This window comes from Cupriavidus phytohabitans (assembly GCF_000426345.1).
Classification (GTDB): Bacteria; Pseudomonadota; Gammaproteobacteria; order Burkholderiales; family Burkholderiaceae; genus Cupriavidus.
Map to the genome: position 1 here is coordinate 13,218 of NZ_AUFE01000006.1, position 12,932 is coordinate 26,149.

Here is a 12,932-nt window from a genome sequence, read left to right on the forward strand (position 1 = left end):
CACCATTTAAGGCAGCCCCCCGTCGAATGTAAACGCGGCATGGATGCGACATAAGCGCGGCGCGCGGCGAGCCCCGCCCAAGTGCCGCAACGCGATCATGGCGCCGTGCCGGCCTATCATGGAACTATTGCCGGCACGTCCCAACCCCACCGGCCGGCTACGCAATGGACACAACCAGCCCCCCTCCCCTGTTCCTGTGCGGCGATGTGATGACCGGGCGCGGCATCGACCAGATCCTGGCGCACCCCAGCCAGCCGCTGCTGCATGAGTCGTATGTGCATTCGGCGCTCGACTATGTGCGCCTGGCCGAGCGCAAGGCGGGCCCGATCGCGCGTCCGGTGGCGCCGGCGTATCCATGGGGCGATGCCCTCGCCGAGCTCGATCGTCGCGGCGCAAGTCCGCGCATTGCCAACCTGGAAACGGCGATCACTACCAGCGATGACGCATGGCCGGGCAAGGCCGTGCATTACCGCATGCATCCGGGCAACGTCGATTGCCTGCAGGCCGCGGCCATCGACTGCGTGGCACTGGCCAACAACCATGTGCTCGACTGGGGACGCGCGGGCCTGGCCGATACTCTGGGGGCGCTCGATGCTGCGCATATCGCACATGCCGGGGCCGGCCCCGACGAGGACAGCGCGATGCGGCCGGCGTCGCTGCCGCGGCCGGGCGGCGGCCGTGTCCTTGTGTTTGCCTTCGCCATGCATGATTGCGGCACACCCGCGGCATGGCGTGCCACCGCCGGCCACTCCGGCGTGAACCTGCTGGATGACTGGTCCGCCGCCTCGTGCGACCGCATCGCCGCGCGGATCGGCAAGGACAGGCGTGCCGACGACCTGGTGGTGGCGTCGATCCACTGGGGTGCCAACTGGGGCTACCAGATCGATCCGGCGCAACGCGCCTTCGCGCACGGGCTGGTGGAACGGGCCGGCGTGGATATCGTGCATGGACATTCCTCGCACCATCCACTCGGCATCGAGCTGCATGCGGGCAAGCCCATCCTCTATGGCTGCGGCGACTTCATCAACGACTACGAAGGCATCGGCGGCTACGACGATTACCGGCCGGATCTGGCGCTGATGGTCTTCGTCAGCTTCGATGCGGCAGGCGACGCGGACCTGCGGCTGGTGCCGCTGCGGCGCAGCCATTTCCGGCTGGAATATGCGGGCGAAGTCGATATCGCATGGCTGCTGGCGATGTTCGCCTACGAAGGACGCGCGCTCGGCACGCGGGTCGAGCGCAGCGGGCTGCACGAACTGCACATGTCGGCGGCGTGAAGCCCGCGCCATGAAAAAGCCCGCCTGCACGGCGGGCTCTTGCAGCACGTACCGCTAAGCTGCGGTGCCGCGCTAGTGGCGGTGGATCATATGGTCGAACCATGTGCGCACCGACTGCTCCTGCTGCTGCAGCAGCGTCGGGTTCTTCTCGCGCATGATCCAGACGACAATGGCGGCGCAGGCGACCAGGGCGACCAGCGCCAATGCCGTGATCAGGGCGGCAGTCATAGCAACCTCCTGTGAGAGACTGGTTGCACCTTTAGTGTAGGTCGGATCGCGCGCGCTGCGCGTGCGTGCAAAAAGCAGGAAGGCCAGCCGCATTGGCTGGCCTTCCGGTATCTCAAGTGCCACGTGAATCGGTTCCGTGTAACGCTTCCACAGTTTGCTGGTCCGCTTCTGCATTCACTGCCCGAGACTAGCTCTCTCGCCCATCCTGCGGCACCCCAGGACATACCTGCAGGATAGTACAAATTCGGGCGCAGGAAAGACTCTCGCTCGGGCCACGCCCAGGTTCCGCTCACGTCACCGCAATACGGTCCTCGATCAGGCGGATCTGGCCGCCAGGCTTGTCTTCCATCACCTTGAGCACGCGGCTGCCCACCTGCAGCGTGACGCCGCCATGGATGCGGCGGGCGGCGTCGATCACGGCATCGGCCGATGGCTGCATTTGCTGGCCCAGCTCTGTCAAGCGGCCTTCCAGCTCGAACAGGTCACGCGAGAGCTTGAACAGCGTGGCGCGCGCCTTCTCGCGCAGGTCGCCTACGGCCTTTTCAGAATTCCTGGCAAAGAACGCAACCAGTTGGTTGAGCTTGCTCTGCTCTTCCAGCAGCCTGCGGCGGTCGGCCTCGAGCGCGGCACGTTGCGCGTCCGCGTAAGGGTTCAAGCCCACCTGCACGCTGGTGGCACTGCCTGCAGGACTGCCGAGCACCGCGGCGCGCACTGCCAGCATGGCGCGCGTGCGCCCGCCGCTGATGCTGCCCTGCACGCCTGGGCCGCCGACCACGATACGCTCGCCCGCGGCGACGTCGCTCTGGCGGATGCCGCTGTCGACGTTCACCTCGGTGCCGGCCTCGACCACGGCGTTCTCGATGAAGCGCGCCTTGACCGCGCCCTTGCAGCGCACGCGGGCGCGGCTGATGCCGCCGTCGGCATGTCCGGTCTTGGTCTTGCCGATGATGCCACCCTTGACCACGACATTGCCGCCGGCGTCGATGTCGGCCGCTTCGATGGTGCCCTCGACCAGCACGTCGCCGCTGACGCGCACCGACATGCCGGTACGGATATCGCCCGCCACGCGCAGCGTGCCGTCAAAGGCAACGTTGCCGGAATGCAGGTCGACCGCCTCCACCTGCACCACCGGGCTGACGGCGATGCCATGCACGCCGGCCACCGGCGCGCCGGCGATCACGGCCACCAGCAGATCGGGGTCGTCCGGATCGGCGGCGGCGCCGGTGAGGCCCTCTGCGAAGGGTGGATCGTCCACGGGATCGGCGGCAATGGGCTTGCCGAACACGTCCACGCCGTCATGGCCGGGCACCGCGGGGATGCGGCGCATCAGCGGCGTGCCAGGGCTGACCAGCAGCAGGTTGCCGAGATCGCGCAGGTCGACGCGCGAATCTTCTTCATCGGCCTGCACCGGCTTGCGCGGCTGCAGCAGGTTAAGGAAGCGCGCCGGCTCGCCCTGGCGCGGCGCAACGCCGGCGGCGATGGTGCGCAGCTCGCAGCGGCCTTCGGCCAGCGCGGCGCCGAGCGCCAGCGCCTGGATCGGCAGCACCACGCCGCGCTCGGCGACGGCGCGCCGGATATCGTCCTCCGCCACCGGCCGACCGCCTTCGGCGGGCATCAGCGTGAGCCGCACGGCCAGGCCGTCGTCCGTGATATCGAGCGTGAACGCGCCATCGACCAGTACACCGATGGCGGCGTCGATCTCATGCTCGGCACGCTGGCACTGCTGCAGGAACTGCGCGACAGCGCGTGCATCCAGCCTGGCGCCGGCCCAGCCGTGGCTGTCCAGGCACTGCTTCAGGCTGTCGTGACCCGGCGCCAGCCTGCCTGGCTCCGGTGTGTAGCGTGCATGCACCTGCTCGCCTGGCTCGGTCAGTTCCAGGCGCAAACCTGACTCGTGCATCTTGAGTCCCCTGACATTGGTTGCGGAGCTGCATGGCGACCGGCCACGGCGGCCTGCCCGCGCTGGCGGACAGTGCGTGCCCGGACGGCTGGCGCTCCACTTGTTATCGATCCATGACCATCGGCAGCGCGGGTGCAAAACTTGAGCGCACAACGATCCCCGCCGAGGTGGGGGGCTGGGCCGAAACTTCGGTAAACTGTCGGCATTTCCGGGGCGCGCCGCGTCCCGCAGCCTGTGCAGTCCCCATGTCAAATACCCACGAAATCCGCCCCGGCCAGTCCATCGAGCTGCTCAAGGAACTCCATATCCTGACGCGCGACGGCAAGATGAACCAGGACAGCCGGCGCAAGCTCAAGCAGGTCTACCACCTGTTCCAGTTCATCGAGCCGCTGCTGCAGCAGGTCAAGGATGAGCGCGGCCACGTCACGCTGGTCGACCATGGGGCCGGCAAGTCGTACCTCGGCTTCATCCTGTACGACCTGTTCTTCAAGGCATTGAAGGACGATTCCCATATCTACGGCATCGAGACGCGCGAGGAACTGGTGAAGACCTCGCAGGCGCTGGCGGCGCGGCTGGGCTTTCCCGGGATGTCGTTTTTGAACCTGTCGGTGTCGGACTCGATCACCTCGCCGCAACTGCCGCCGACCGTCGACGTGGTCACCGCGCTGCATGCGTGCAACACCGCCACCGACGACGCCATCCGCTTCGCACTGGCCAAGCGCGCGCAGCACATCGTGCTGGTGCCCTGCTGCCAGGCCGAAGTTGCCAGCGTCCTGCGCAAGCACAAGGGCAAGCTGCTGGCGGGCAATCCGCTGACCGAAATCTGGCGCCATCCGCTGCATACGCGCGAATTCGGCAGCCAGGTGACCAACGTGCTGCGCTGTCTGCAGCTGGAGGCGCATGGCTACCAGGTCAGCGTGACCGAGTTGGTGGGATGGGAGCACTCGATGAAGAACGAGCTGATCATCGCCCAGTACAAGGACCTGCCGCGCCGGCGCCCGGCGGAGCGGCTGCAGAACGTGCTGGAAACGCTGGGGCTGGAAGAGATGAACGAGCGCTTCTTCGCCGCTCCGCTATCGGCCACGCCGGTCACGCCGGCCGAGCCGGCGTAAGTCAGTCTTTCGCGGGCGGGTTCTTGCCGGCGGCTTTGTCTTCGGCTGAGTCTTCGTCCTCGCCCGCCATCCAGCGGCGCCAGCCCGCATGGCCCAGGCGGCGCATGGTTGCCTGGTTGCGCTCGTAGATATCCGCCGCATCCGGAAAGGCCGCCGCAGCGCGCGCGATGCTGTCCTCGCGCAGCAAGTGCAGGATCGGATACGGCGCGCGGTTGGTGTAGTTCTCGATATCGTCCGGCCCGGTATCGGCGAACTGGTATTGCGGATGGAAGCTCGCGATCTGCAGCGTGCCGTCCAGTCCCAGGCTGCCGAGCAGGCGGTCGGCGAAGTACAGCAGGTCGTTGTAGTCGAGGAAGTCGGCCACCGCGTCGGGCAGGATCAGCAGCGTGGTGTCGATCTCTGCCGGATCTGTCTCGTCGAGCAGGCGGAGCTCGCGCTCGAGTTCATCCAGCACATCCGGCGCTTCCGTCGCCGTGCTGACCACGTAGCGCACCTGCTCCTTCACATACACGCTCTTGGCAAAAGGGCACAGGTTGAGGCCGATCACCGCGCGTTCCAGCCAGTGGCGGGTGGCGGCGATGACTGCGTCTGCGGAAGTGGCGGCGGAAGACATGATGGCGATACCGGGGAAACCGTCATTCTAGCGCTGCCGCAGGCTCTATAATCCGCGGCGGAAACACTCCCTGCCCTACCCGACCACCCGACCACCCGACCTCCATATGTCCCTCGCCAACGCGTCCGCGTCCCCTTCGCTCGCCAGCCGCCCCGACGTCGCCATCATCGGCGGCGGGCCGGCCGGGCTGATGGCGGCCGAGGTACTGGTGGCGCAGGGCGCGACCGTGGCCGTCTATGAAGCGATGCCGTCGGTGGGGCGCAAGTTCCTGATGGCCGGCAAGGGCGGCATGAACCTCACGCATGCGGAGCCGGAACCGGCCTTCCTCGGCCGCTATGGCGCCCGTGCAGCACAGATCGCGCCGATGCTCGCAGACTTCGGCCCGCAGGCGCTGCGCGAGTGGGTGCACGGGCTTGGCATCGAGACCTTCGTCGGCAGCTCGGGCCGCGTTTTCCCCACCGACATGAAGGCCGCGCCGATGCTGCGCGCATGGCTGCACCGGCTGCGCGAGGCCGGCGTGCAGTTCCATATGCGCCATCGCTGGCTGGGCTGGGATGAGTGCGCGCCGCATACGCTGCGCTTTGCCACCCCGCATGGCGACGTGTCGGTGTCCACGCGTGCCGTGGTGCTCGCGCTCGGCGGCGCAAGCTGGGCGCGGCTGGGATCGGATGGCGCGTGGGTGCCGCGGCTGGCTGACCGTGGCGTCGATATCGCGCCGCTGCGCCCCGCCAATTGCGGCTTCGATGCGGCATGGAGCGAATCATTTGCCGACCGTTTCGCCGGCACGCCGGTCAAGCCGGTGGCGATCGCATTGACCGGTCGCGACGGCAACGCGCACTACCGGCAGGGGGAGTTCGTCATCAGCGCCACCGGCATCGAAGGCAGCCTGGTCTACGCGATGTCGGCGCCGATCCGCGACCGGATCGAAGCCGACGGCAGCGCGGTGATCCACCTCGACCTGCTGCCCTCGCACACCGCGGAACAGGTCGGCAATGAAGTGAACCATCCGCGCGGCTCGCGCTCGCTGTCCAGCCACCTGCAGAGCCGGCTCGGCATTACCGGCGTCAAGGCCGGCCTGTTGCGCGAATGCCTGACAAAGGACGCGATGCAGGATTCCGGCACGTTGGCCGTGTCGCTCAAGGCACTGCCGCTGCGCCTGCTGCGTCCGCGTCCGATCGACGAGGTCATCAGCAGCGCGGGCGGCGTGCGCTTCGAGGCGATGGATGAACGATTGATGCTGCGTGCGCTGCCGGGCGTGTTCTGCGCGGGCGAAATGCTGGACTGGGAAGCGCCCACCGGCGGCTACCTGCTGACGGCGTGCTTCGCCAGCGGGCGCACTGCGGCGCAGGGCGCCGCGGCATATCTGCGGCAACCTCCGCGCCAACCTCCGCGGCAATCCTAAGCCTGCTTGCCCCCGACGATGCTGAGCGCCACCGCTTCGGCCACCTCGATGCCATCGATCGCGGCCGAGTAGATGCCGCCGGCATAGCCGGCGCCCTCGCCCGCCGGGTACAGGCCCTTGACGTTGATGCTCTGGTAATCGTCGTTGTTGCGGCGGATGCGCAGCGGCGACGACGTGCGCGTCTCCACGCCAGTCAGCACCGCGTCATGCAGCGCGAAGCCCGGCAGCTTCTTGTCGATCTCCGGAATGCCTTCGCGGATCGCTTCGATCACGTAGTCGGGCAGCGACGTGCTCAGATCCGTCGGCGTCACGCCCGGCTTGTACGAAGGCTCGACCGAGCCCAGCGACGTCGAGGCACGGCCGGCGATAAAGTCGCCCACCAGCTGGCCCGGCGCGTTGTAGTTGCGGCCGCCCAGCTCGAACGCGCGTTCTTCCCACTTGCGCTGGAACTCGATGCCGGCCAGCGGGCCGCCCGGATAATCTTCCGGGGTAATGCCGACCACGATGCCGGCGTTGGCATTGCGCTCGGCGCGCTTGTACTGGCTCATGCCGTTGGTCACCACGCGCCCCGGCTCCGAGGCCGCCGCCACCACCGTGCCGCCCGGGCACATGCAGAAGCTGTACACCGAACGCCCGTTGCTGCAGTGGTGCACCACCTTGTAGTCGGCCGCGCCCAGCAGCTTGTTGCCGGCGAACTTGCCGAAGCGGCTGCGGTTGATCAGGCCCTGCGGATGCTCGATGCGGAAGCCCAGCGAGAACGGCTTGGCCTCCATGAACACGCCGCGATCGTGCAGCATCTGGAAGGTATCGCGCGCGCTGTGGCCGACCGCCATGATGACGTGGTCGGCTTCCAGGTATTCGCCATTCGACAGCTTCAGGCCGCGCACCTGGCCGCCGTCGATGTCGATATCGTCGACGCGCGTTTCGAAGCGGATCTCGCCGCCCAGCTCGATGATCTCCGCGCGCATCTTCTCGACCATGCTGACCAGGCGAAAGGTGCCGATATGGGGGCGCGCCTTGTACAGGATGTCTTCCGGCGCACCGGCGCGCACGAACTCGTTCAGCACCTTGCGCCCGTAGTGCTTCGGGTCCTTGATCTGGCTGTACAGCTTGCCGTCCGAGAACGTGCCCGCGCCGCCTTCGCCGAACTGCACGTTCGACTCCGGGTTGAGCACGCTCTTGCGCCACAGGCCGAACGTGTCCTTGGTGCGCTCGCGCACTTCCTTGCCGCGCTCCAGCACGATCGGGCGGAAGCCCGACTGCGCCAGGATCAGGCCGGCCAGCAGCCCGCACGGGCCCATGCCGATCACCACCGGGCGCAGCGCGGGGCCGCCCTGCGGCGCGCGCGCGACGAAGTGGTACTCCATATCGGGCGTCACGCTCCAGTTGGGCTTGCCGGCCATGCGCTTGCGCGCCGCGGCTTCGTCGCTGACTTCGATATCGATGATGTAGGTCAGCTTGATATCGGAGCGCTTGCGCGCATCGTGGGCGCGGCGGAATACCGTATAGCCGATCAGGCCGTCTCCCTTGACGCCGATCTGCGCGGCGCTGGCGCGCACGGCGGCGTCCAGGTCGCTTTCGGTATGGTCGAGCGGGAGTTTGACTTCACTTAGACGTAGCATGGGGAACCCGGGAACTGCGGCCGGGGGGTTGGGCACACCAATGTGCCAGGCCGGCCGGAGCGCAATTTTATAGTTTTTCGGGCGCCGGGTCGGCAATCCGTTGCGGCTGGTGCCACGGTGGCGACGACAGGCGGCGCCTGCGCCACGCCAGCAGTGCCGCCAGGCGGTCAATCACGCCGAGCGGCAAGGTGATGGTGAAGGCGGCGTCGCCGCACGCCACGACCTGCAGCCAGCCGCGCGCCGGTATCGTCAGCGTCTCGCCCGCACGCAGGCGCCAGCGCGGGATATGCCAGCTTTCGGCCAGCCATTGCGGCGGTCCGCTGACCTCGATCCGGCCGGCGCCGGCATGCAGCACCGTGCCCGCCGCCACGCGCAGATGCAGGCATTGCCCGGCGGGCAGGCGCGTGGCGGAGGCCGGCAAGACGGTTCCTGAAGTGTCGATCGATACGCTTGGCATGGCTTGGCTCCGGTAACAGATTCAGGCCTCCAGCCTATCGGCCGCCCCCCGCCCGCGGCAGGCACATCACCGCGAAACCTCCACCGGAACAGCAAGGCAAAACCGGGGCTGTTACGATACAGGCGCCCCGCCTCTGTATCTGTACCCCGATGGCCAACCGCGCCACCATGCCCCCATGGAAGCCACTCCGCTCTACCGCCAGGTTGCCGGCCACTACCGCCGCGCCATCGAATCCGGCACGCTGACCGCCGGCGACCGCATGCCATCCGTGCGCGCGCTGATGGGACTGCACGGCGTCAGCCTGTCCACGGCCCTGCAGGCTTGCCGCCAGCTGGAGAGCGACGGCCTGCTCGAAGCCCGCCCGCGCGCCGGCTATTTTGTCGCGGCACCTGTGCGCGCGCCGCTGGCACCGCTGACCGAACCCGACGCCGCGCTGCCCGATCCCGCGCAGTACGTCGGCATCCACCAGCGCATTTCGGGGCTGCTGGCGCGCAGCCAGCACCAGCATGTCCATACCAACCTGGGCGGCGCCTACTGTGCGCCCTCGCTGTATCCCGCCGAGGCACTGCGCAGCGCCGCGGCGCGCGCCCTGCGCCGGCATCCGATGCTGTTCGGCGAGGCGGTCGAGCCGGAAGGCCATGCGCCGCTGCGCGGCGCCATCGCGCGCCAGGCGCTGCACGCGCGGATGCAGCTGGCGCCGGAGGAGATCGTCATCACGCACGGCTGCACCGAGGCGCTCAACCTGGCGTTGCGCGCGGTGGCCGGCCCGGGCGACGTGATCGCGGTGGAATCGCCCACCTACTACGGGCTGCTGCAGATCCTCGAAAGCCTCGGCATGCGCGCGCTGGAAATCCCGTGCAGCCCGCAGACGGGGATGTCGCTCGAGGCGCTCGAGCTGGCGGCGCAGCACTACGACAATATCCGCGCGGTGGCGGTAGTGCCCAACCTGCAGAATCCGCTCGGCTGCATCATGCCGGACGCGCACAAGGCGCGGCTGGTGCAGTGGTGCGAGGCGCGCGGCATCGCGCTGATCGAGGACGACTGCTTTTCCGCCACCGCCGACGGCGATACCCAGCCGGCGGCGGCCAAGGCCTGGGATGGCAGCGGGAACGTAATCCACTGCGCCTCGCTGCACAAGGTGCTGGCGCCGGGCATGCGGCTCGGCTGGATCGCTGCCGGCAAATGGCAGCCGCGCGTGGAAATGCTCAAGTTCGGGCTGTCGCGGCCCAACGAAATGCTGTCGCAGATGGCGGCGGCGGATTTCCTCGCCAGCGGCGCGCATGAACGGCACCTGCGCCGGTTGCGCACGCGGCTGCAACTGCAGCGTGAATGGTTCGCGCAGGCGGTGGCGGCCAGCTTCCCGGCCGGGACGCGGCTGGGCTCGCCGCGCGGCGGCATGCACCTGTGGGTGGAGATGCCCGTGCAGGTCTCGTCCGAGGCGGTCTTCGACCAGGCGCTGCAGGCGGGCATCCGCGTCATGCCGGGAGTGATGTTCTCCAACGCCGGGCGCTTCGACCATTGCCTGCGCATCAACTGCGGCACGCCGCGTTCGGCGCAGATCGAGCGCGCGCTGGCCACGCTGGCCGGCGTGGTGCACCGCCTTGCCGGCTAGCCTCGTGCGGGGGCAGCGCGCATTATTGCAACACACGTACAGGCGCACTGCCGGGTTGACCTGCTTTTTGCGCCCCGTTTGCCCCATTTGCCGCCGCCTCGCCTATCCTAGTGCGCTGGCGCGCGGCCGTGGCCCGGCTGTCCCCGCTGCCGGTGCCCCGCTGCCAAGCGCCGCCATCAGACAGGAACAAGAACAAAGGAGAGTGGCCTTGAGCAGTCCATCCGCGGCATCGCGCAACCGCCCGGCCGGCACGAGGCCGGACAACAGCGCCGACGATTACCAGATGCTGTTCCAGCTCGCCCCCGTGTCGCTGTGGCTGGAAGACTTCAGCGATGTGCGGGTGCATTTCGAACAGCTGCGCCGCGACGGGGTCACCGACCTGCGCGCCTACCTGCGCGCCAATCCGCACCAGGTAGCGCAATGCTCGTCGCTGATCCGCGTGATCGACGTCAACCAGCGCACGCTCGACCTGTTCCGCGCGGCCGACCTCCACGACCTCATCGCCAACCTCGAAACGGTCTTCCGCGACGACATGTTCGACCAGCACGTGGAAGAACTCGGCCAGCTCTGGGACGGCGGCAGCCGCTTTTCCAGCCAGACCGTCAACTACACGCTGGACGGCGAACGCCTCGACATCCGGCTCGAAGCCACGGTGATGCCCGGCCATGAAGGCACATGGGAGCGCGTGCTGCTGTCGATCGAAGACATCACCGCGCGCGTGCGCACCGAACGCGAGTTGCGCCGCAGCGAGCAATATGCCGTTGGCCTGTTCGAACACTCGCCGGTGTCGCTGTGGGTGGAGGACTTCAGCGCGGTCAAGGTGCTGCTCGATGAAGTGCGCGCGGCCGGCATCACCGACTTCCGCACCTTCCTCAACGTGCATCCGGACTTCGTCTCGCGCTGCATGCAGGAGATCCGCGTGCTCGACGTCAACCGGCAGACGCTGCTGATGTTTGGCGCCGAGTCCAAGCAGATCCTGTTGTCGCGCCTCGGCGACGTGTTCCGCGACGACATGCGCATCCACTTTGCCGAGCAGCTGGTCGACCTCTGGCACGAAAAGCTGTGGCAGCAGCGCGAGGTCATCAACTACGCGCTCGACGGCCGCCAGGTCGACGTCTTCATGCAGTGGTCGGTCTTCCCCGGCTGCGAAGCCGACTGGGACCAGGTGCTGGTATCGCTGACCGACATCACCGCGCGCAAGAAGGCCGAGGCCTATGTCGAGTTCCTGGGCAAGCACGACGTGCTGACCAAGCTCTACAACCGCGCCTACTACGAAGACGAACTGGCGCGGCTGGGCCGCAAGGGCCCGTGGCCGGTCAACGTGGTGGCGGTGGACCTGAACGGGCTGAAAGTGGTCAACGACCAGTTCGGCCACGGCGACGGCGACGGACTGCTGCGCCGCACCGGCGAGGTGCTGAAGAAGGCGGTGGGCGACCAGGCCTGCGTGGCGCGCATCGGCGGCGATGAATTCATGGTGCTGCTGCCCGGCCGCGACGAGCGCGGCGCCGCCACGGTGGTCGAGCAGATCGAACAGGTGGTGGAACTGAACAACACCTTCTATCCCGGCGTGCGCCTGAGCTTCTCTATCGGCCACGCCACCTGCGTGCAGGGCGAGCGCCTCACCGACGCGGTCAAGGTGGCCGACAGCCGCATGTACGAAGCCAAGCGCGCGCACTATGAGGCGCTGGGCAACGAGCGGCGCCGCGGCAACTGAAGCAGTCCAACGCAAGAGAGCCGGCATGTGCCGGCTCTCTTGCTGATGACTTCCCGCGAATTACAGGAAGATGACCAGGGCCACGCCCCCCACGATCAGGCCGAATTTGGCCACGTAGTACAGCTGGCGGTTCCATGCCTTGAAGCGGCGGCGATATTGCCCGCCCAGCCAGACAAAGCGGAACAGCTTGTTGATCATGCCGGTCTGGTCGTGCTCGTCGTTGGGCGAGCTGGCCGCGGTCATGACCTTGCGGCCCATCCAGTGGTTGAACCTGGCGGCCCAGCCATAGCGCATCGGCCGCTCGATATCGCAGAACAGGATCAGGCGGTTGGCGTCGCTGCGGTTCTCGGCCCAGTGCAGGTAGGTTTCGTCGAACACCACGCCCTTGCCGTCGCGCCAGCTGTGGCGCTCGCCGTCGACCTCGATAAAGCAGCGGTCATCGTTGGGTGTGGACAAACCCAGGTGGTAGCGCAGCGAGCCGGCGAACGGGTCGCGGTGCGGATTGAGCTTGCCGCCCGGCGGCAGCTCGGCGAACATTGCGGCCTTCACGCTCGGCAGCTCGCGCAGCAGGGCCACGGTCTTGGGGCACAGCACTTCCGCGGACGGGTGCTGGGCCTCGTACCACTTCAGGTAGAAGCGCTTCCAGCCATACTTGAAGAACGAGTTGAAGCCGGCGTCGTCGTTCTTGTCCGCGGCCTTGATCTTGCGCATCGCGGCCAGCGCCAGGCCTTCATCGCGGATCTCCGGCCACGCGGTGCGCAGTTTCTCCAGGTCCGGGAAATTTTCGACCGGAATGTATGGCGTGCGCGGCACGCCCGAGAACGCATACATGAAGCAGTTGATCGGCGCGACCAGCGCCGAATGGTCCAGCAGCTGGCGCCAGATCTTCAGCCTTACCTTGCCGCGGAAGTGCACATACAGGATGGCACCGAGGTAGCCCGCGACGATTATCCACTTGATCACCCGAAGTCCTCCTGGTTGGCCGCCCTGGCGCG

General features: G+C 67.6%; 11 protein-coding genes. 5 read left to right on the forward strand and 6 right to left on the reverse strand.

Annotation, left to right across the window (positions count from 1 at the left end):
• Nucleotides 1-164: 164 nt before the first annotated feature.
• Complete coding sequence (locus K309_RS36045; RefSeq protein ID WP_035876924.1) at nucleotides 165-1,277, forward strand: CapA family protein; 1,113 nt, start codon at nucleotides 165-167, stop codon at nucleotides 1,275-1,277.
• Between the two features lie 72 nt (nucleotides 1,278-1,349).
• Here the strand turns inward: K309_RS36045 and K309_RS41580 are convergent, their stop codons facing one another.
• Nucleotides 1,350-1,679, reverse strand: a complete 330-nt coding sequence (locus K309_RS41580) for a hypothetical protein (RefSeq protein ID WP_156914314.1) — start codon at nucleotides 1,677-1,679, stop codon at nucleotides 1,350-1,352.
• A gap of 115 nt (nucleotides 1,680-1,794) precedes the next feature.
• Nucleotides 1,795-3,405 carry a flagellar assembly protein A gene (locus tag K309_RS0106210; protein WP_035876928.1) on the reverse strand — a complete coding sequence of 537 codons (1,611 nt, stop codon included), beginning with the start codon at nucleotides 3,403-3,405 and terminating at the stop codon, nucleotides 1,795-1,797.
• A gap of 245 nt (nucleotides 3,406-3,650) precedes the next feature.
• Between K309_RS0106210 and K309_RS36050 the strand changes: the two genes are divergently transcribed.
• Complete coding sequence (locus K309_RS36050; protein WP_035876931.1) at nucleotides 3,651-4,517, forward strand: class I SAM-dependent methyltransferase; 867 nt, start codon at nucleotides 3,651-3,653, stop codon at nucleotides 4,515-4,517.
• A gap of 1 nt (nucleotide 4,518) precedes the next feature.
• Here K309_RS36050 and K309_RS0106220 read toward each other — a convergent pair whose 3' ends face one another.
• Nucleotides 4,519-5,130: a DUF1415 domain-containing protein gene (locus K309_RS0106220; protein ID WP_029045612.1), complete on the reverse strand. Its 612-nt coding sequence runs from the start codon at nucleotides 5,128-5,130 to the stop codon at nucleotides 4,519-4,521.
• A gap of 106 nt (nucleotides 5,131-5,236) precedes the next feature.
• Here K309_RS0106220 and K309_RS0106225 point away from each other — a divergent pair, with 106 nt between their 5' ends.
• Nucleotides 5,237-6,532, forward strand: a complete 1,296-nt coding sequence (locus K309_RS0106225) for a TIGR03862 family flavoprotein (RefSeq protein WP_029045613.1) — start codon at nucleotides 5,237-5,239, stop codon at nucleotides 6,530-6,532.
• Here K309_RS0106225 and K309_RS0106230 read toward each other — a convergent pair.
• On the reverse strand, nucleotides 6,529-8,154 hold the full coding sequence (locus K309_RS0106230; protein WP_029045614.1) for an NAD(P)/FAD-dependent oxidoreductase: 1,626 nt from the start codon (nucleotides 8,152-8,154) through the stop codon (nucleotides 6,529-6,531). The two genes, K309_RS0106225 and K309_RS0106230, sit on opposite strands and share 4 nt — an antisense overlap.
• 67 nt (nucleotides 8,155-8,221) lie before the next feature.
• Nucleotides 8,222-8,611, reverse strand: coding sequence for a hypothetical protein (locus tag K309_RS0106235; RefSeq protein WP_029045615.1), 390 nt, complete (start codon nucleotides 8,609-8,611; stop codon nucleotides 8,222-8,224).
• 175 nt (nucleotides 8,612-8,786) lie between these two features.
• On the opposite strand from K309_RS0106235, the gene K309_RS0106240 reads away from it, so the two are divergent.
• Together K309_RS0106240 and K309_RS0106245 are read left to right on the forward strand one after the other, a co-directional pair.
• Complete coding sequence (locus tag K309_RS0106240; protein ID WP_029045616.1) at nucleotides 8,787-10,223, forward strand: aminotransferase-like domain-containing protein; 1,437 nt, start codon at nucleotides 8,787-8,789, stop codon at nucleotides 10,221-10,223.
• A gap of 283 nt (nucleotides 10,224-10,506) precedes the next feature.
• Nucleotides 10,507-11,937: a sensor domain-containing diguanylate cyclase gene (locus tag K309_RS0106245; RefSeq protein WP_051320368.1), complete on the forward strand. Its 1,431-nt coding sequence runs from the start codon at nucleotides 10,507-10,509 to the stop codon at nucleotides 11,935-11,937.
• Between the two features lie 60 nt (nucleotides 11,938-11,997).
• On the opposite strand, the gene lpxO is transcribed toward K309_RS0106245, so the two are convergent.
• On the reverse strand, nucleotides 11,998-12,900 hold the full coding sequence (gene lpxO, locus K309_RS0106250; RefSeq protein ID WP_029045618.1) for a lipid A hydroxylase LpxO: 903 nt from the start codon (nucleotides 12,898-12,900) through the stop codon (nucleotides 11,998-12,000).
• Nucleotides 12,901-12,932 lie beyond the last annotated feature (32 nt).